Here is an 18,170-nt window from a genome sequence, read left to right as displayed (position 1 = left end):
TTTGCTCCTTAAATTATCTTCTCAACTTGTGAATACAAAATATCAACAGGGGTGCTTCTACCAAAAATAGAAACATTAAGCCTAAGTTTGCCATGTATCATGTCATATTCTTCAACAATACCTGTAAAGTTAGCAAAAGGACCTTCTGTTATACGAACACTCTCACCATCCTCAAAGAATATCTTAGGTTTTGGTGCAGCCCTTTTTTGAACTTTTTCCAAAATAGTATTTATATCTTTTTCAGATAATGGCGTAGGTTTTTTGGCCTCACCAATAAAACGTCCAACTTTTGGTAAAGATTGAATCCTGTGCCAAAGAGCTGTATCAAGGTCTAAGCATGCAAAAGCATAACCTGGATAAAGAGTTCTTTCGTTGATTTTTTGCTTACCATTTTTTATCTCAATTACGTCTTCTGTAGGAACTATAACTTCTTTTAGCTGATCTTCTATTCCATGATCTTTTACTAAATTTTCAATTCCTCTTTTTACTGCCATTTCGCTTCCAGCGTAAGTCTGTATAGCATACCATTTATGTGACATTACTTTTCCTTATATCATACAACTTTAGATAGAACAAAGGACATAATAACATCGACAAGAGCTAAAAAAAGTGATACAACAGCAACTACGATAAAAACTGCAAAAAAAGCATTTCTAATTTGTTCTTTTGTAGGATAGATAACCTTCATTATTTCCAATTTAGAAAGCTTAATATAATTTATAATTTTCTCCATAATCTTAACCTTAGTCGTGGCAGGGCAAGAGGGATTCGAACCCCCAACCATTGGATTTGGAATCCAGCGCTCTACCGTTGGAGCTATTGCCCTAATAGCTTCTTAATTAACTTTTTAATTTAACTTCTTTATGAATAGTATGTTTTTTTAATCTTGGGCAATACTTTTTAAGTTCAACTTTATCCGTAGTAGTTTTACTATTTTTAGTTGTTGTATAATTTATATCACCACTTTCGGAGCATTTTAAACCAATTTTAATTCTCATATAAGTCCTTATTAAGATATCAAAGGGATATCCTCCCTTTGACAAATTTTTATAAATTAACCAAGTATTTTTGAAACAACACCTGAACCAACAGTCCTACCACCTTCACGGATAGCAAAACGAGTGCCTTCCTCAAGTGCTACTGGAGCAATCAATTCAACAGAAATTCTTACATTATCACCTGGCATAACCATCTCTGTTCCTTCTGGGAGCGTAATTGAACCAGTAACATCAGTTGTTCTTACGTAGAATTGTGGTCTATAGTTATTAAAAAAAGGAGTATGGCGACCACCTTCTTCTTTTGTCAAGATATAGACTTCGCCTTCAAATTTTGTATGAGGGGTAATTGATTTAGGCTTGCAAAGAACCATACCACGCTCAACGTCCTCTTTTTTGGTACCACGGAGAAGAACGCCGACATTATCACCAGCTTCGCCTTGATCCATCTCTTTTCTAAACATTTCAACACCAGTAACTGTCGTTGTTTGAGTTGGTTTAATACCAACAATTTCAATTGTATCACCAACTTTTATAACACCCTTTTCAATTCTACCAGTTACAACTGTACCACGACCTGAAATCGAAAAAACATCTTCGATTGGCATAAGAAGGTCTTTATCTGTTGCACGAACTGGAGTTGGAATATAGCTATCAACTGCATCCATTAATTCCATAATTTTTGCTGACCATTCACCATCTTGACCAGCTTTTGCCTCTTCAAGAGCTTTAAGTGCTGAACCAGAAACAATAGGTGTATCATCGCCTGGGAAATTATACTCATTAAGTAATTCACGGATTTCCATTTCAACCAATTCAAGTAGCTCTGCATCATCAACCATATCAGCTTTGTTCATGAAAACAACAATGTATGGAACACCAACTTGGCGTGATAATAAAATATGCTCTCTAGTTTGTGGCATTGGACCATCAGCTGCAGAAACAACCAGAATAGCTCCATCCATTTGTGCAGCACCTGTAATCATATTTTTTACATAGTCGGCGTGACCAGGGCAGTCAACGTGGGCATAGTGGCGTTTCTCTGTCTCGTACTCAATATGTGAAGTAGCAATTGTAATACCACGCTCTTTTTCTTCTGGAGCATTATCAATATTATCATAATCTTTTAGCTCAGCAAGTCCTTTGCGTGAAAGAACAGCAGATATTGCAGCTGTTAATGTAGTTTTACCATGATCTACGTGACCAATAGTACCTATGTTTACGTGCGGCTTGTTACGTGAAAATTTTTCTTTAGCCATCTTTTCCTCCGTATGTGATATATGTCTTTTTTCTTACCAAATTTGTATAATCATAATAAAATCATATTAACCAGTGGAGCTCATAGCGGGACTTGAACCCGCGACCTCTTCCTTACCAAGGAAGCGCTCTACCTCTGAGCCATATGAGCGAAAAACGCTTGGCAGAGATGATTCCAATTAAATAATACAAACAACTAAAAATTTTGAAAATAAAGTAAGGAATAACTGTGTTTAGTAAAATCTAGATACAGCTCCCAGTTTATTTTCCCAAATTTTGGAGCGGGAAACGGGGCTCGAACCCGCGACCCTCAGCTTGGAAGGCTGATGCTCTAGCCAACTGAGCTACTCCCGCATAACAATGGTGGTGAGACGTGGATTCGAACCACGGAAGACATAGTCAGCAGATTTACAGTCTGCCCTCGTTGGCCGCTTGAGTATCTCACCTTAAACATTAATAAACTATTTTGGTATTTTCTGGTCAAACACTGTTACAAAAATGGAGCTGGTGAACGGACTTGAACCGCCGACCCACTGCTTACAAGGCAGTAGCTCTACCAACTGAGCTACACCAGCACCTGTTTTGTGAAGTGGCAATTATATATCAAAACAAGGTAAAAGTCAAGGGAAATTTAAAAAATTTTCATAAAAATTAAAATCATAAAATATAACCATTTAAGAATACAAATTTTTATTACATTTAAATCCGTAATGCATTATTAAGTATTTATAAAATATGTATAATTTTTATGGTTTTATTTTTTTTAAAAGCTAAAATTTCTATAATTACAAAAAATATATAAGGATTTAATATGCAATTTTTACCTTGGGCGATAATTTTATTACTAATTTACGTAATTTATTTTTTAATGATACGTTATGAGAAAAGAATATCAACTCTTAGCAAATTAATTGAACAAAATAGTGATGGCATTAAAGAAAATAGGGATTTGATTGGACAAAATAGATCACTTATTGAAAAAAATAAACACGATATTGAAAAAAATACAAAAGACATCATAACAAATGTTGAAAAAGTAGATATCGATTTGGAAGACTAAAGTTTCTGATTTCTTATCTCGGCTATTAATAAATTTGCTAGAAATTTTTATTTAAGATTTTAGCAAATTATTTTTTATTTGAAAATTTTATATTTATTGTATTCTTCAGCTAGTAAAAGTTGTATATGTATTTCTTTATGGGCGCATGTATAAAAATTTATAGTTTTTGACGAAGAATCTTATTTTTTCAAAAAACAAGTCAAGATTTTATGCGTCAAGCTGCTTCATCAAAAGCACAAGCCCTATTCTATCCTTTACATTTAGCTTACTATAAATCGAGCTTGTATGTGCTTTGACTGTTCTTAGTGTAATACCTGTTTTTTCTGAAATTTCATTATTTGTTAGACCCTGATAGATTAAATCTGCGATTTCTCTTTCCCTTAAACTAAGCTCAGAGAGGTCAGTCCTTTTATCTGCCTTTTCACTTTCACTATTAATATACGAGCCGGTTAGCTCACTAATCATTGCCTGAACAAATTCTTGATAAAGCCATATATTTCCATTAAAAATAGCTTCAAAAGCATCTTCAAAGTGTGTCTTTCTCATGTGAGAATTTGCATAGCCCTTGATTCCAAGCGTAAGCAGATGCTTGCCTTCGTTTATCGTTGGCCTATTTGAGAGTATGAGTATTTTTATGTTTGGGGAATTTTCAATTATATTTTTTATAACATCATCAATATTATCTTTAAAAACATCAATATCAATGCCTATAATATCAATATCATCATTTATATGAGAAAAAAACTCTTTTCTATTATGTATAAATTTCACATCGCTATTGCCAGTAAAATAGCTTCTCCAAATATTGTTTAATGCACTATTTTGTGTAAATAAAATAACTTGCATTACCTTTCCTTGGATTATTTATATGATTCTTTCATAAATTTTTTTATTATTTATAAAAAATTCTACGTGACGACTTTCGCCATTTTTATGTATCTTGTAATCTATCGATGATAAAAATTTAGTAACCATAGAAGGTTTTTCTTCTAAAAAAATGGTCATTTCAAAAAAATCTTGTGATATAGCATATTTATAAGGGGTATTTAAATTTAAAATTCCAGGATCAAAGTCAAATTTATCCAAACTCTGGTCATAGCCTTTTATTAAAATTTTAATACTTCTTACTATATCATCGTAAATTTTTAGATTTTTAAATAGCTTTTCATGTCTGCTAGCAACATCTACTAATTGTAAAAATTCTATTTCACAATCACTAAATTTAAATCGTTCAATTTCATCATTAACTATATCGCAGCAATGATTATCTTTTATGAGATAGAAATTTTGTAAATTTTGAAATTTTTCAATGTCGTATTCATCAAATTTCTTATCATAAAAAGCGATCTTGCCCATTACCTCTCCGTTAAGGCATTTTGTTTTGCCTTTAAAATAGGCTTTAATAAATAATCAAGTATTGTCTTTTTGCCGGTAATGATATCAGCTGAGACTATCATACCAACTTTTATCCTAAGCGGTTTTTCTTCGCTACCAAGATAATTTTTCTCAGTTTCTATCCTAACTAAATAATAGCTCTCGCCAGTTTTTTCATTAGTCTCCGTATCGGCACTAATCTGTGTTACTTTGCCTTTTAAACCACCGTAAATACTAAAATCATAAGCTGTAAATTTAACCATCGTATCAAGTCCAGGCCTCAAAAATGCAACATCGGCTGGCTTTACTTTTACTTCAGCAACCAGTTTATCTTCAAGAGGAACGATCTCAGCAATATTTTCACCAGGCTTAATAACTCCTGATACGGTATGAACCATCATTTTGCTGACGATACCATTTACTGGAGATCTTACATATGTTCTTTCCACTCTATCGCTTAGGCTAATTTGTGATTCATTTATCCTTGCAATCTCCGCTGAAACTTCATTTAGCTCTTTTTTTGCATTGTTTTTAAATGCAAGTTTTGCTTCTTCGATCTTATTTTTCGCTTCTTTTATAGTTGATTCAACTCTTGGTACAGCAAGAACAGCAGCATCAAGCTCGCCTCTTAGATCATTTACTCGTCTTTGAAGCTGAATGTATTCAACCTCACTAACAAGACCTTTTTTAAAGATTGGCTCCATAATGGCCTTTTCTTTTAGAACAAGGTTATAGCTATTCTGAGTTTGAGAAATTTTATTTTTTAGTTCGACCAACTCACTCTGGCGTTGATGAATTTGCTCTGTTAAAATTCCTATCTGTTCATTTAAGTGATCGATATTTGAACTATGCAAACTTAGCTCATATCTTATGGCTTTGCTATTGTTCGCATCTCTAGCTTCATCGTAGTCAAAATCCTTATCATTTGCCTCAGCATCAAGCCTCATAAATTTTGCTTGAAGTTCATCAAGTCTTAGTTTTGATTCACCATAACTACTCGTAAAATTTTTATTATCTAGCCTTATTAGAATTTGATCTTTCTTGACTTCATCACCCTCTTTTACAAAAATTTGATCGACTATACCGCCTTCAAGATTTTGTATCGCTTGGTTTTTTCCAGACGGGATGATCTTGCCACTACCTCTTGTAATCTCATCTATTTGTGCCCAAGAGGCCCAAACAAGAAGCCAAAACATAGTTATGGCAACCGTATAGAGTATCTTTTTAGATGTTGATGGGGCTTTAGCCAAAACAGCCTCAGAAAGACTTGACATAAATTTCAAATCATAAGCATCATAATTTTTTGTTTGAAGATTAGACTTTATGTCATCTACACTATTTAAAATTTTATTACTAGCTTCCTCTTGTTCTTTTATGTTATTTTCAGAAATTAATCTTTTTTCGTTTTTTGGATTTTCATTTTGTTTATTCTTGATATCTTCTTGCATGATCACTTCCCACTAAGTCTTGCTAAAACTTCATCTCTTGGTCCGTCCAATAAAATTTTGCCATTGTCCATAACTATAAGTCTATCAACAAGATCTAGCATCGACGTCCTATGTGTGACAAGCAGCATCGTTTTATTTGCTGTATTTGTCTTTAAATTTATTTTTAACTTATTTTCAACTGTATTATCAAGAGAATTTGTTGGCTCATCAAGCAAAATAATAGGACTATCTAATAAAAATGCCCTAGCCACAGCTATGCTTTGACGCTGTCCACCACTTATGCCATCGCCTCTTTCAAAGACCGGCATGTCAAATCCAAGCGGATGAGCATTTACATATTCATCAACCCCACTTACTTTGGCTGCTTTTATAATCTGAATATCATCAACATATGGCGCTTTTTGAACAATATTTTCTCTAACCGTTCCTTTAAAAAGCACAACATCTTGCGGAACGTAGCCGATGTTTCGCCTAAGATCGGCTGGATCAATTTGATTAATATCAATACCATCTATTAGCACTGAGCCTTCAGTTGGTGAGTAAAGTCCCAAAATGAGCTTTTGTAAAGTAGTTTTTCCAGAGCCATTTTTGCCTATAATGCCAACTTTTTCACCTGGCTGAATAACAAAATTTATCCTATCAAGCGAACCTTTTGTGGTATCTGGATATGTAAAGCTTACATTCTTAAACTCAATCTTTCCATCAAAAGAATTTCTTCTAACAAATTTTTTACCTTCTGGCCTTTCGACAGGCATTTGCATAATCTTGCTAAGACTTTGATATGCTGTTTTTGTCTGCTCAAAATTTGCAGCAAGTGAAGCCACCTGTCCCATAGGAGCGATAGCGCGAGAGCTAAGCATAACCGCAGCGATAAGACCACCCATTGTAAGATGTGTATCTTGTATCATATAGACACCAAGAACGATGATGGCAATAGTATTTAATTGCACTAAAAAAGATGTAACAGTGGTTATCGAAGTTGTGATAATTTTTGATTTAATGCTTCTATTTGCTATTTCACCGGTTGCCTCTTCCCAGTTCCACTGTATATGTCCGCTAGCACCAAGAGTTTTGATGGTTTCAAGACTGCTAAGGCTCTCTATTAAAATTCCATTTTTTATAGCTGAAGCCTCAAATGTACTTTTAATAGCATTTTGAAGTGGATCTTTTATAAAAAATGTATAACATAAAATAGCTATCATGATAACAATTGGCACGAGTACAATATAGCTTCCTATAAAATAAGTAACTATCAAGAAAATGATCGCAAATGGAAGATCGACAATGGCTGCCAATGAGGCTGACGAGAAGAAATTTCTAACCGTATCAAACTCTTTTAGATTACTAGCGAATGAGCCAACAGATTTTGGTTTATTGCTAAATTTCATATCCATAACGCGCTCAAATAAAATAGAGCTCATTATGATGTCACTCTTTTTGCCAGCAATCTCAAGGAAATATGATCTTACAAATTTTAAAAAAAGATCTATACCATAAACTACACTTACACCAAGTGCTAAGACCCAAAGTGTCTCAACCGCATTATTTGGCACAACACGGTCATATACGTTCATCGTAAAAAGCGGACTAGCAAGAACAAATAAATTTATAATAAAACTTGCAAGAACAACATCAAAATAAATCTTTTTTGAACGTTTTAGAGTTCCCCAAAACCAGTGGTCATTACCCGCATCAATTAGCTTTGTTGAGCTAGTATCCTCTGGAACAAACTCGCGCTTTAGATAGTATGCATAGCCTAAATATTCTTCTTTTAATTTACTTATTTCTATCGCACTAGTACCAGTTGAAAGTTCTGGTGTTATGATATTTGCTGTCTTTTTATCTTTACTAAAAGATTGCAATATGCAAGCTTTTTTGCCTCTAAGCATTAAAATGCAAGGTAAAACTAAAGGAGAGATTTGTTCAAGATCTTTTCTTACAAGAGTAGAAGCAAAGCCAGCACGAGAAGCAGCACGAGAAAATAAAGACCTTGAGCTTTTAAGTGAAAAAAGCTCAATCTCATCGCCATCTTTTACTGGCAAGCCAATAGTTAAAGCATCAGCGCTGTATGGATTATTATGAAGCTTGGTAAAAATAACCAAACATTGAAGCAGCTCATCTTTTATCTTATCACTATGCATCTATCATCCAATGTTCTTAATTTCATCTATATAAATTCCTTGCATATTTTTAATGCCAAGATCGATTAACTTTTTCTTCTGCTCTTCGCTTTCAACACCGATTGCGATCAAAATAATGTCTTTTGAGCTTAAAACAACATCAAGTGATTGTTTTGTGTTTACCCCTGACTTATCACTTAAGAAGTCAATCAAGACATTTGACTGAATTTTTACATAATCAGGGTTAAATTCTTTTAGTTTCTCGATACCTTTTGCGTTAAGCTCGAAGTGGTCAAAACCAAATCCAAAGCCAAGTTCTTTTAATTTTTTAGTAAGCTTAACTATACTTTCTATGCTAATATCGTCTTTATTTGGAATTTCTATATAGTTTTTATATTTCGAAATCTGACTTATCTTTTTAAGTGTAGCTTCAAGTTTTGAAAAATTTTCATCTGAGTTTAATATCTCTTTTCCCAAATTTATGGCTAAATTGCCACTTGGCAGGATATTCTCCGGTAAAATTCTGGCTACCCTATTTAAGATATGAAGATCAAGCATTGCACCTAAATTTAACTCATTTACCATCGGCATGAAATATGAGGCCATACGCCATACACCATCTTTATCAACAAGCCTCAAATAAAGCTCATACTGCTCAAAATTTGAATCAAGATCAATCACTTTTTGAGCTGCAAATTTAAATTCATCCTCTTTTATTGAGTCAAAAATAAGCTCTTTATACTTCTCTTTACCAATCACTAAAGTATTTTGATTTTCATTAAATACCTTATATGTAAAGCTACCAGCAAGTCTTGAGCTAGCCAATGTAACGTCAGCTGAAGTAAGAAGTGTCTTGATATCAGTATTTGGCGAATACTCAACTATCGCAGCATTTACTGGATACTCGCTATCATTTAGTGCAAAATTTGCATAAAGCTTTTTAAACTCGTTCATAATTTCATCACATAGAGCCAAGAAATTTGATGAATTTCTACCATACGAAAGTACAATGAAATCATTATCGTTAAGCCTTGCAACAATCGCATTTTTATCATTATGAATTGATTTTTCTTGTAAAATTTGAGCTATTTTCATTACAACGCTTTGCCATTTTTCAAAGCCAAGCGTACTTTTTAAATTTATTAGATCTTTAAAACTAACAAGTAAAGCAACACCACTTGAATATTCTTCACTAGCTAGATACTCACTAAATTTAGTTTGAAAAAATCTTCTGTTATTAGCACCACTCATTGTATCTTTATATAAAAGCTCTTGATATTTACTGAGTGTGGCCGCCTCTCTCTCAAAAATGTCTTTTACCTTACTAACCATAGAGTTCATAGCTAGAACCATTTTTTTAAGATCGGCTGTAAATGGAATTCTTTTTTGAATGATAAATTTATTATCAAGTATAGCCTCAGCCTGATCTTGAACCTTCATAAGCGGTCTAAAAATAGCTTTTAGAGCGAAATATGCCACCACAAGAGTGACAATTATCATTAGAAGAAGAAAATTAAAAATATTTTTTGAGTTGGTATAAAGCTCATTATAGGCTAGTGCGGTACTACCTTGAACATAAAGCGTGCCAAATTTTGCCCAGCCAGTCATAATCTCGCTATCTGCTATTGGCGCTTCAAACTTGGCTATTTTGTAAAACCACTCGGGAATATCTTTAACAACAGTTTGTTGAGAATTTTCAATAAGAACCTTGCCATCAACATCTTCAAGTTTAATAAGCTTGTATCTACCGCTGTCAAACATAGAATTTATCATTGTTTGAGCCAAGGACATGTCATCTGGATCGATAATAGGCTTTAAAGCAAGTCCAAGCGAATTTGCTGTATGTCTTGCGTTTTCACCAAGCTGGTCATTAATATATCCATTTAGGCTCTTAAAATTTAAGTAGCCAACAGCCACAAAAATCATGATACCAAAAGTTATCACGGCGATCATAATTTGTTTAAATAGCGTCATAAATCCTCTTTTCCTATCCTATCTATTAGTTCCATCCACTTAGGATTTTGTTTTTTATTTCCACCTGGTATTGCTTGACCAAGACCTTCTTGTTTTGCCAAGTATAGCGAATCACCATTAAAACTATAAACTGGAACAAGGTCTGTTCTTTGAGTTGCGATTTTTATTTTACCATTTATGTTATCTAAAATTAATGGAATAGATTTTGGTGTATCGTAGTATGCTAAAACCATATGAGCTTGATTGTATCTTAAGGCTTTAACATATGTGAAGTATAATTTTTGAGTTGGAATTCCTAGTTGCTTTAGTGTAAAATATTTTGCAATAACGTAGTCTTCGCAGTCACCAGCACCTTTTCCTATAAATTCCATTCTAGTAGCCCAATAATCCTTTTTGTGCCAAAGTTGCATATCATCAACCCATCTAAAAGAGTTAAAAAAGTCATTTACTTTTATTAATTTCTCTTGTTCAGTTGCATCTTGCAATGAAGTCATTAAAGAATTTAGAGCAGAAGCTCTTCTTCTTGCATCTTCTCCATAAATTTTAGCTACCTTTGCTATAGTTGTTGATTTTATAAAATCTCCAATAGCACTTGCTAATAATAAAAAAAGGACGCTTACTATAAGCGTCCAAAAATTTGTCTTGACCCTCATGGTCATTACTTTTTACATTTTTATCTTAAATCGTTTTGAATGCTGCAAGCACCTTGAATGTATCTCTTTGCAAAACCTGGTTCAAAGCTATCTGAGATCATTCCCATATTATCTAACAGTCTGTATTTTGCATAAGATAGTGCTGTCTCAGTTGTAGCAATCTCTTTTAACGCAGAGTTATATTCATTTTCAGCATCAAGCAAGTTTATAAGATCGCGACGACCGATTCTAAATTCATCCTGATAAGCATCAAGTGTAGCTTTAGCATACTCAACGTGTTGATTTAAGTATCCCATTTTTTCTTGGTTAAGAACATAATTTTGCCATGAAAATTCCAAAGATTCTTTAAGCTCTCTTACAAGATTATCCAAAGTTTGTTGCTCTTGTTGAACGGCAAGTTGGCTTTTTTCTTTATCTAGTTTATCATTACCTTTATTGTAAAGGTTATAGTTTAGTCTTAAAAGTGCGTCAAATGTTTGTTCTTCATAATTGTCATATAAAACATTTGAATGATCATACGCACCAGATACAACAAGATCTAGTTTTGGCAAGAATGCGCATTTTTCTCTTTCACAACTGACTCTGCCATAGCAATATTTGATTTTTGAACCAAAAGTGACGGATTGCAAAGAATGGCTTTGTTGTAAACAGCTTCTTTCGTGCTAGGCAAAGGAAGGCTAAACTCAGGCATTACTAAATTTTTAGCTGCAACTTTTTTTCCATATAATTTCTCAAATGTAGAAAGTGCATCTTCATAGTTATTTTTAGCAGCTGTATAGTTTGATTGAGCTAGAGTATAGCGTGATCCAGCTTGTCTCTCTTCAGAAGCTACGCCATAACCTGATCTTGCTCTATCTTTAATTTGGCTATAAATTTCCTCATGACTCTTTACGTTTTCTTCTTCAATGTCTAAAATTCTCTTAGTTTGAAGAACTTGCAAGTAAGCATTTGTAGCATTTAATGTAAGTCTATCTGCAGCTTGTGCTACTGAATAAGCAGCTGAATCAAGCCTTGCGCTTTGAGAATTTATTCTATTTTTATCAGCACCACCATTATATAAATTTTCAACCAAGGTTAGAGATGTGCCAGAAATTCTTCCATCTCCTCTTCTTGTAGAAACTCCATCATCAAGGCGTTTTTTCTCATATCCCACTCTAGCAGCAGCGTCAAGTGTTGGATAATAGGCATTTTTTGCTATTTTTAGATCTTTACCAACTTGTAGATAGTTAAATTCTGTAGCTTTTAAACTTGGATTTTCATTTAAAATAGTCTTTATAACTTGATCTAAAGTCAAAACTCCATCATCAACTTGTGCTACTGGTTTTACTTCAGTTGATATAGCTTGTTCTATATTAGATTTTTTTGTTATTTGAGTATCAGCTACAGGTGCTTTTGCTCTCATTAAAGCATCTTTATATCCTGACTCATTTTGAACTTTAGTCAATAATTCATTAGCTTCATTTTCAGAAACTGGAACTGTGTCAACATACAAAAATTTTCGTCCACCAACCTCATAGATACCTGTAGTTAGTCTGCTATCAGAAATTTTGCTATTAACTTTATTAACAGCACTATCAATTCTAGCCTGATTATCATCTTGTGCAAATGAAGCTAGAAAAATCCTATAAGGAACATCTTGAGCTGACAGCACAGTTGCTGCCAAAGCACTAATTGCCAATATCTTTTTCATAACTAAGATCCTTTTACCTTTTTTATTATTAAGTCTATACTTAAAATTTAATGCGAATTATACACCAAGAAATATTAAATGCATTTTAAATATCTTATGACAAAAAAATAATTTTTATATAGTTTTAGAAAAACGCCTTAAATTCTCGGGAATTTTCTTAAGATACTCGTCAAAGCACATTGCAATATTGCGTATTATTAGTGTCCCTGTTTCATTTACGCTGATTTTATCTGCTGTAATATTGACAAATTCACTTAAATTTTTAAGCTCCTCAAGCTCTTCCTTAAAGTGTTCAAAGAAATTTATATGAAATTTATTCTCGATAGCTTTGATATCAAGCCCAAAATTACTCATTAAGTTCATAATCACACTCTTTCTAAGCAAATCTTCATCACTTAGATAAATTCCCTTTGCATATGGCAACTTCCCACTATCGATCGCCTTTTCATACTCGTCCATGTCTTTATGATTTTGTGCGTAGTGCCTTTTGCACTCACCGATACTTGTCACGCCTATACCAATAAGATCAGCGCCACCCTTTGTCGTATAACCTTGAAAATTTCTATGCAAAGTACCATTTGCCAGAGCACCAAAAAGCTCATCATTTGGCTTTGCAAAGTGATCCATTCCTATCATTTTATAGCCATTTTTGGTTAAAAACTCAGCCGTAAATTTTAAAATTTCAAGCTTCACTTCTGGATTTGGCAGTGTCGTCTCATCAAATTTACGCATTGACTTTTTTATCCACGGTACGTGAGCGTAGTTAAATACCGCAAGCCTATCAGGATCAAGTGTGAGGGCTAGCTCAAGCGTCTTTTTAAAGCTCTCTAGGCTTTGATACGGCAGGCCATAGATCAGGTCCATATTGATTGATTTTATGCCCTTTTGCCTAGCCATTTTTACGGCATTTTGAGTGATCTCATAGGGCTGAATTCTATGAATTTCTTTTTGCACCTTTTCATCAAAGTCTTGCACGCCGTAGCTTATGCGGTTAAAGCCATGAGATATGAGCACGTCAAGCTGCTCATTTGTCAAAAATCTCGGATCTATCTCACAACTTATCTCAGCCTCTTTTGAGAAATTTTTAAATTTAGCTTTAATAAGTTTGATGATCTCATCAAGCTGAGCGGCATTATAAAATGTTGGTGTACCGCCACCAAAGTGCATCTGTAAGACCTCAGCACTGGTGTCCAGGTGGTGAGCTAAAATTTCAAGCTCTTTTTCTATATATCTTATATATTTCTCTTTGCGGTCCTCTTTGCTCGTATAAATGACATTACAGCCACAAAAATAACAAGCACTTCTGCAAAATGGCAAGTGTAAATAAAGCGAAAGCGGTCGCTTTAGATCACGGCCTTCAAGCTCTTTTATATATGCCTCATAGCTAAATTTATCACTAAACTCTGGTGCTGTCGGATAGCTAGTATATCTTGGCCCTGGCCTTGAATACTTTACATAAGCACTAAAATCAATCATCTGCCCTACTCCTTGCCATTTGAATCACCTCTTTTATGTCTACAAATAAATTTGGGTGCTCTTTTTTGATATTTTTTACTAGTTTGTCAAGATCAATATTAAATTGTCTGCTTTTTTTATCGCTTGCGATCTTTTTTATCTCATCCATAGCAACCACCCAAACATCGCTAAAATCAACCGGTATATTTTGCCAGATCGTCTTTTCAAGCCTTAGATCAAAATTTTCTTTTTGAGACTCTTTTAAGGCCTCGATCAAAGCTGAAAGCGATTTTACAGAGATTACCGTGTGTAAATTTTGATTTTCATCAATACCAAACCACGGCTCTTTTGAGTCCCAAGAGCCACTTTTTAAATTTAAAATATGCTCATTTGGGTTTTTGGTTGAAACTATCTCAAAGATCGTTTTTTCAGGGCTACTCAGCCCAAGGTTATTGCCGATCTCATCTATCTCATCATATATACTTTTTTCTTTGCTCATCTTCTTCTCTCATCTAGCCAGACCATTACACCTTTTTGGGCATGAAGCCTGTTTTCAGCCTCGCTAAAAATTTCATCCGCGTGCCTCTCAAAGACAGTCTCGCTCACCTCATAGCCTCTATAAGCTGGCAAGCAGTGCAAAAATATCGCATCTTTTTTAGCTAAGCTCATCAAATTTTCATCCACGCAGTATCCAGCAAAGTCCTTTAGTCTCTTTTCTTTCTCGGCCTCTTGTCCCATTGATACCCAAGTATCCGTAGTCACTACATCGGCACCATTTACCGCTTCTTTTATATCATTTGTGATAAAAATTTTAGCCCCTGAAATTTTTGCGTTTTCATTAGCCATTTTTAAAATTTCAGCGTCCGCCTCGTAGCCTTTTGGCGTAGCGACCCTTAGTTCAAGGCCAAGTTTGCTGGCTAGCATGAGCCACGAGTGAGTCATGTTGTTACCATCACCTACGTACGCTACCTTCTCGCCTGCGCTAAATTCAAGCATCGTAAGATAATCCGCCATTAGCTGCACTGGGTGAAATTTATCGCTTAGTCCGTTTATCACTGGTACGCTTGAAAATTTAGCAAATTCCTCTAGTGTCTCGTGTTTATCGACCCTTAGCATAGCCATGTCACACATCCTACTTATCACTCTAGCGGTGTCGCGGATTGGCTCGCCACGGCCTATTTGTATATCATTTTTGCTTAAAAATAGCGCATATCCGCCAAGCTCATGCATGCCCACATCAAAGCTTACTCTCGTTCTAGTCGAGCTTTTTTCAAATATCATAGCAAGCTTTTGGTCTTTAAGATATGGCTTAAATTCTCTAGCCTTCGCCTCTTTTTTGATCTTGCGGGCTAAATTTATAATCTGCTCGATTTCATCTTTGCTAAAGTCATTTAACGTCAAAAAGTGCCTCATCTTAGCCCCTTAAAATTTTGGCTGCTTCTTTTGCGTGATACGAAATGATCAAATTTGCCCCTGCTCTTTTAAAGCCGATCAAAGTCTCCATCATAACGCGATCATAGTCGATGATGCCAGCTTTTGCGCCAGCTTTTAGCAGTGCGTACTCACCGCTTACGTTATAGACACAAAGTGGCAAAAGTGTTAAATTTCTAAGCTCCCTAACGATGTCAAGATAGGCAAGCGCTGGCTTTACCATCAAGATATCAGCGCCTTGCACCTCGTCTTGCAAGCTCTCATTTATAGCTTCAAGGCGGTTTGCGCTGTCCATTTGGTAACTCTTTCTATCGCCAAAGCTTGGAGCGCTTTGCGCTACGTCACGAAATGGTCCGTAGTATGCTGAGGCAAATTTAGTCGAGTAAGCCATCACTGGCAAATTCTCAAAGCCATTGCTATCAAGCGTCTCTCTTAGCGTTGCGATGATGCCATCCATCATGCCACTTGGTGCGATCATGTCAGAGCCATTTTGAGCGTGTATTAGAGCTTGTTTGGCTGAAATTTCAAGCGTTGCGTCGTTGTCAATGGTGTTATGCACGTGGTCGATTATGCCGCAGTGACCGTGGTCTGTGTATTCGCAAAAGCAAAGATCGGTGACGACTACTAAATTTGGGAATTTATCTTTTATGGCTCTAAGCGCGGTTGCGATAATGCCGTCATTACTTAGTGCGTCACTGCCAACGCTATCTTTTAGGCTTGGTATGCCAAATAAAATAATCGATTTTATACCTAAATTTACTATCTCTTCGCACTCTTTTAAAATTTCATCGATACTCATTTGATAAACGCCCGGCATCGAAGCGATCTCGTTTTTAACGCCTTTGCCCTCAACTACAAAGAGCGGATAGATAAAGTCATTTACGCTAAGGCTAGTCTCTCTTACCATCTCTCTTAAAGCTGGATTTATTCTTAATCTTCTAAAACGTTTAAACATATTTTTGCCTTTTCTTTGTTAAAATGCGTGATTTTTAGCTAGTTTAGCACAGTTGGAGTAAATTTAAAATGAAAATAGAAATTTCAAACGCCGCAAATCTACCTTCAAGATTTGGCACTTATAAGGTTCAAGCCTTCAAAGAAGGGTCAAAAGAGCACCTAGTGATCTACAAAGAGCCTTTAAGCGAGACGGTAAATCTTAGAATTCACTCCGAATGCCTAACTGGCGATGCGATCGGAAGCCTAAAGTGCGACTGCCGCGACCAGCTTGAAGCGAGCCTGAAATATATCGAAGAAAATGGTGGCATGGTCATCTACCTGCGTCAAGAGGGCAGAAATATCGGGCTTTTAAACAAGATAAACGCTTACAGCCTCCAAGACAAGGGCTTTGACACCATTGAGGCTAATCACCAGCTAGGTTTTAAGGCCGATGAGAGGACGTATGAAGTGGTTGATTTTATCCTAAATCACTACGGCATAAAAGAGGTAAATTTACTCACAAATAATCCATTAAAACTTCACGGACTAAGCTCAGTAAAGATTGTAAAACGCGTACCTATCGTCATCAAGCCAAATAAATTTAACGAAGACTACTTGAAAGTAAAAAAAGAGCAAATGGGACACATCTTGTGATAAAAAATGAGCTTTGCTTGCCAGCTGAATTTAACGAAAAAGTAAAGGCTTACGCTCAAATTTTTGCTAAATTTAACAAAGTTCATAGCTTAAGCAATTATAAAGACATAAGCGAGCAGGTGCTTGATAGCATAAAGCCGCTTGAAATTTTTGACCTAAGTGCCAAAACAGCGATAGATGTAGGCAGTGGAGCTGGCTTTCCAGCGATATTTTTAGCGCTTGCGATGCCGCAAACAAAGTGGCACCTTTTTGAGCCGATAGCCAAAAAGTCATCATTTCTAAGCTACGCTAAGATCGAGCTTGACATAGAAAATTTAGAAGTTCATAGCCAAAAGATCGAGCTTGCATATAAATTTATAGCTAATCTCATCACCTCAAGGGCACTTAGCAAGACAAAAGAGCTTATAAAAATTTGCGATGGTTTTTACGATGAAAATACTAAATTTCTCATCTATAAAGGCTCTAGTGTCATGGATGAAATTTCAGGCATAGACGCGCAAATTTATAATGAAAAAAATAGAAACTACATATTTTTTAATCTCAAAAAACATGGAGAAAAACATTGAAATACTTGCTTTTTGTAGCGATTTTGATTGCGATTTACATCATATTTTTTAAAAATAGAAAAAAAAGCGACAAGATAAGCACCAGCAACTTCGAAGAGTGTAGCAAATGCGGTGTCTTTAGCGACATCGATCAAATGGTATTAAGAGACGGAAAATACATCTGCAAAGAGTGCATAAAGGGTGAGAGATGAAAATTTTAGGTGATGAGCTGATCAAATTTGAGCCACTATATCTTTGTAAAAGTGAAGATGAAATTTCAAGCAGCAGGCAAAATCTCTTTAAATTTGATAGAAATTTCATAAAAAGAGCACTAGAAGTTGGAGCAAGCTTTAGCGTTTTTGTGACGAATGCAAATGAAGCCATTATCGCAAACGCGGCTGGAGCAAAATTTATTATCGCAGATATTGATATTGCAAAAGATCTAGCGAAGATTGCTGAGAGTTATTTATTTGACGCACTTATAGCTGTTTTGATAAAAGATGAAAGCGAGCTAGCACAGCTTGCAAAATTTAACATCGATGCCGCGATCTTGCCAAATGCTATAAAAGAATAAGGACAAA

At 35.1% G+C, this 18,170-nt stretch carries 19 protein-coding genes, 5 tRNA genes and 1 pseudogene; 5 read left to right on the top strand and 20 right to left on the bottom strand.

The features are described 5' to 3' along the window. Positions 1–8: 8 nt before the first annotated feature. From nusG to CCON33237_RS03430, 9 genes are all read right to left on the bottom strand, one after another. Positions 9–539: a transcription termination/antitermination protein NusG gene (gene nusG, locus CCON33237_RS03470; RefSeq protein ID WP_054196403.1), complete on the bottom strand. Its 531-nt coding sequence runs from the start codon at positions 537–539 to the stop codon at positions 9–11. Positions 540–553: 14 nt separating this feature from the next. Next, entirely contained in the window at positions 554–733 is a 180-nt protein-coding gene (gene secE, locus CCON33237_RS03465; RefSeq protein ID WP_054196402.1) for a preprotein translocase subunit SecE, read from the bottom strand. A 17-nt stretch (positions 734–750) separates the two neighbouring features. Then, positions 751–826, bottom strand: a tRNA-Trp gene (locus CCON33237_RS03460). Positions 827–839: 13 nt separating this feature from the next. Beyond that, complete coding sequence (gene rpmG / locus CCON33237_RS03455) at positions 840–998, bottom strand: 50S ribosomal protein L33 (protein ID WP_035167196.1); 159 nt, start codon at positions 996–998, stop codon at positions 840–842. Between the two features lie 56 nt (positions 999–1,054). After that, positions 1,055–2,254, bottom strand: a complete 1,200-nt coding sequence (gene tuf / locus CCON33237_RS03450) for an elongation factor Tu (RefSeq protein WP_021090663.1) — start codon at positions 2,252–2,254, stop codon at positions 1,055–1,057. A gap of 74 nt (positions 2,255–2,328) precedes the next feature. Continuing rightward, positions 2,329–2,403 (bottom strand) — tRNA-Thr (locus CCON33237_RS03445). Positions 2,404–2,529: 126 nt separating this feature from the next. Beyond that, positions 2,530–2,606 (bottom strand) — tRNA-Gly (locus tag CCON33237_RS03440). Positions 2,607–2,613: 7 nt separating this feature from the next. Beyond that, positions 2,614–2,698, bottom strand: a tRNA-Tyr gene (locus tag CCON33237_RS03435). Between the two features lie 53 nt (positions 2,699–2,751). Next, positions 2,752–2,827 (bottom strand) — tRNA-Thr (locus tag CCON33237_RS03430). A 236-nt stretch (positions 2,828–3,063) separates the two neighbouring features. On the opposite strand from CCON33237_RS03430, the gene CCON33237_RS03425 reads away from it, so the two are divergent. Then, a complete protein-coding gene (locus tag CCON33237_RS03425; RefSeq protein ID WP_021090800.1) occupies positions 3,064–3,312 on the top strand; it encodes a hypothetical protein in 249 nt (82 codons plus the stop codon). A 207-nt stretch (positions 3,313–3,519) separates the two neighbouring features. Here the strand turns inward: CCON33237_RS03425 and CCON33237_RS03420 are convergent, their stop codons facing one another. From CCON33237_RS03420 to hemB, 11 genes and pseudogenes are all read right to left on the bottom strand, one after another. Continuing rightward, positions 3,520–4,158 carry a response regulator transcription factor gene (locus CCON33237_RS03420; RefSeq protein WP_054196401.1) on the bottom strand — a complete coding sequence of 213 codons (639 nt, stop codon included), beginning with the start codon at positions 4,156–4,158 and terminating at the stop codon, positions 3,520–3,522. Positions 4,159–4,176: 18 nt separating this feature from the next. Next, entirely contained in the window at positions 4,177–4,668 is a 492-nt protein-coding gene (locus CCON33237_RS03415) for a DUF5416 family protein (RefSeq protein ID WP_054196400.1), read from the bottom strand. Continuing rightward, a complete protein-coding gene (locus CCON33237_RS03410) occupies positions 4,668–6,134 on the bottom strand; it encodes an HlyD family type I secretion periplasmic adaptor subunit (protein ID WP_054196399.1) in 1,467 nt (488 codons plus the stop codon). Before CCON33237_RS03410 ends, CCON33237_RS03415 begins: the two co-directional genes overlap by 1 nt. A gap of 2 nt (positions 6,135–6,136) precedes the next feature. Further along, positions 6,137–8,275, bottom strand: a complete 2,139-nt coding sequence (locus CCON33237_RS03405) for a type I secretion system permease/ATPase (protein WP_054196398.1) — start codon at positions 8,273–8,275, stop codon at positions 6,137–6,139. Positions 8,276–8,278: 3 nt separating this feature from the next. Next, positions 8,279–10,228, bottom strand: coding sequence for a bifunctional diguanylate cyclase/phosphodiesterase (locus CCON33237_RS03400; RefSeq protein ID WP_054196397.1), 1,950 nt, complete (start codon positions 10,226–10,228; stop codon positions 8,279–8,281). Beyond that, on the bottom strand, positions 10,225–10,881 hold the full coding sequence (locus tag CCON33237_RS03395; RefSeq protein WP_054196396.1) for a transglutaminase-like cysteine peptidase: 657 nt from the start codon (positions 10,879–10,881) through the stop codon (positions 10,225–10,227). The genes CCON33237_RS03400 and CCON33237_RS03395 overlap by 4 nt, the downstream gene beginning before the upstream one ends. Before the next feature lie 20 nt (positions 10,882–10,901). Next, positions 10,902–12,571 (bottom strand): annotated as a pseudogene (locus CCON33237_RS03390) (TolC family protein). A 114-nt stretch (positions 12,572–12,685) separates the two neighbouring features. Continuing rightward, a complete protein-coding gene (gene hemN, locus CCON33237_RS03385; protein ID WP_054196395.1) occupies positions 12,686–14,047 on the bottom strand; it encodes an oxygen-independent coproporphyrinogen III oxidase in 1,362 nt (453 codons plus the stop codon). Beyond that, a complete protein-coding gene (locus tag CCON33237_RS03380) occupies positions 14,040–14,525 on the bottom strand; it encodes a DUF2603 domain-containing protein (RefSeq protein ID WP_054196394.1) in 486 nt (161 codons plus the stop codon). The genes hemN and CCON33237_RS03380 overlap by 8 nt, the downstream gene beginning before the upstream one ends. Next, the gene (argF, locus tag CCON33237_RS03375; protein ID WP_054196393.1) at positions 14,522–15,439 is read right to left on the bottom strand and encodes an ornithine carbamoyltransferase; all 918 of its coding nucleotides are present in this window, start codon (positions 15,437–15,439) and stop codon (positions 14,522–14,524) included. Before argF ends, CCON33237_RS03380 begins: the two co-directional genes overlap by 4 nt. 1 nt (position 15,440) lies before the next feature. Continuing rightward, a complete protein-coding gene (gene hemB, locus CCON33237_RS03370; protein WP_054196392.1) occupies positions 15,441–16,412 on the bottom strand; it encodes a porphobilinogen synthase in 972 nt (323 codons plus the stop codon). Between the two features lie 68 nt (positions 16,413–16,480). On the opposite strand from hemB, the gene ribA reads away from it, so the two are divergent. Genes ribA through CCON33237_RS03350 form a run of 4 tightly spaced genes read left to right on the top strand, consistent with a single transcriptional unit; the run spans position 16,481 to position 18,163 of the window. Then, complete coding sequence (gene ribA / locus CCON33237_RS03365; protein WP_054196391.1) at positions 16,481–17,044, top strand: GTP cyclohydrolase II; 564 nt, start codon at positions 16,481–16,483, stop codon at positions 17,042–17,044. Next, complete coding sequence (gene rsmG / locus CCON33237_RS03360) at positions 17,044–17,610, top strand: 16S rRNA (guanine(527)-N(7))-methyltransferase RsmG (protein WP_054197389.1); 567 nt, start codon at positions 17,044–17,046, stop codon at positions 17,608–17,610. Before ribA ends, rsmG begins: the two co-directional genes overlap by 1 nt. Then, complete coding sequence (locus CCON33237_RS03355) at positions 17,607–17,801, top strand: hypothetical protein (RefSeq protein ID WP_054196390.1); 195 nt, start codon at positions 17,607–17,609, stop codon at positions 17,799–17,801. The genes rsmG and CCON33237_RS03355 overlap by 4 nt, the downstream gene beginning before the upstream one ends. After that, a complete protein-coding gene (locus CCON33237_RS03350; protein ID WP_054196389.1) occupies positions 17,798–18,163 on the top strand; it encodes a hypothetical protein in 366 nt (121 codons plus the stop codon). The genes CCON33237_RS03355 and CCON33237_RS03350 overlap by 4 nt, the downstream gene beginning before the upstream one ends. Positions 18,164–18,170: the final 7 nt, after the last annotated feature.

The organism is Campylobacter concisus (assembly GCF_001298465.1).
Taxonomy (GTDB): Bacteria; Campylobacterota; Campylobacteria; order Campylobacterales; family Campylobacteraceae; genus Campylobacter_A; species Campylobacter_A concisus.
The sequence above is the reverse complement of the archived record's forward strand: the minus strand, read 5'-3'. Positions and strand labels throughout refer to the sequence as shown.

Excerpts from the sequence above, each read along its gene's own strand:
- nusG (WP_054196403.1), bottom strand. The coding sequence starts at position 539 with ATGTCACATAAATGGTATGCTATACAGACTTACGCTGGAAGCGAAATG.
- secE (WP_054196402.1), bottom strand. The coding sequence starts at position 733 with ATGGAGAAAATTATAAATTATATTAAGCTTTCTAAATTGGAAATAATG.
- rpmG (WP_035167196.1), bottom strand. The coding sequence starts at position 998 with ATGAGAATTAAAATTGGTTTAAAATGCTCCGAAAGTGGTGATATAAAT.
- tuf (WP_021090663.1), bottom strand. The coding sequence starts at position 2,254 with ATGGCTAAAGAAAAATTTTCACGTAACAAGCCGCACGTAAACATAGGT.
- CCON33237_RS03425 (WP_021090800.1), top strand. The coding sequence starts at position 3,064 with ATGCAATTTTTACCTTGGGCGATAATTTTATTACTAATTTACGTAATT.
- CCON33237_RS03420 (WP_054196401.1), bottom strand. The coding sequence starts at position 4,158 with ATGCAAGTTATTTTATTTACACAAAATAGTGCATTAAACAATATTTGG.
- CCON33237_RS03415 (WP_054196400.1), bottom strand. The coding sequence starts at position 4,668 with ATGGGCAAGATCGCTTTTTATGATAAGAAATTTGATGAATACGACATT.
- CCON33237_RS03410 (WP_054196399.1), bottom strand. The coding sequence starts at position 6,134 with ATGCAAGAAGATATCAAGAATAAACAAAATGAAAATCCAAAAAACGAA.
- CCON33237_RS03405 (WP_054196398.1), bottom strand. The coding sequence starts at position 8,275 with ATGCATAGTGATAAGATAAAAGATGAGCTGCTTCAATGTTTGGTTATT.
- CCON33237_RS03400 (WP_054196397.1), bottom strand. The coding sequence starts at position 10,228 with ATGACGCTATTTAAACAAATTATGATCGCCGTGATAACTTTTGGTATC.
- CCON33237_RS03395 (WP_054196396.1), bottom strand. The coding sequence starts at position 10,881 with ATGAGGGTCAAGACAAATTTTTGGACGCTTATAGTAAGCGTCCTTTTT.
- hemN (WP_054196395.1), bottom strand. The coding sequence starts at position 14,047 with ATGATTGATTTTAGTGCTTATGTAAAGTATTCAAGGCCAGGGCCAAGA.
- CCON33237_RS03380 (WP_054196394.1), bottom strand. The coding sequence starts at position 14,525 with ATGAGCAAAGAAAAAAGTATATATGATGAGATAGATGAGATCGGCAAT.
- argF (WP_054196393.1), bottom strand. The coding sequence starts at position 15,439 with ATGAGGCACTTTTTGACGTTAAATGACTTTAGCAAAGATGAAATCGAG.
- hemB (WP_054196392.1), bottom strand. The coding sequence starts at position 16,412 with ATGTTTAAACGTTTTAGAAGATTAAGAATAAATCCAGCTTTAAGAGAG.
- ribA (WP_054196391.1), top strand. The coding sequence starts at position 16,481 with ATGAAAATAGAAATTTCAAACGCCGCAAATCTACCTTCAAGATTTGGC.
- CCON33237_RS03350 (WP_054196389.1), top strand. The coding sequence starts at position 17,798 with ATGAAAATTTTAGGTGATGAGCTGATCAAATTTGAGCCACTATATCTT.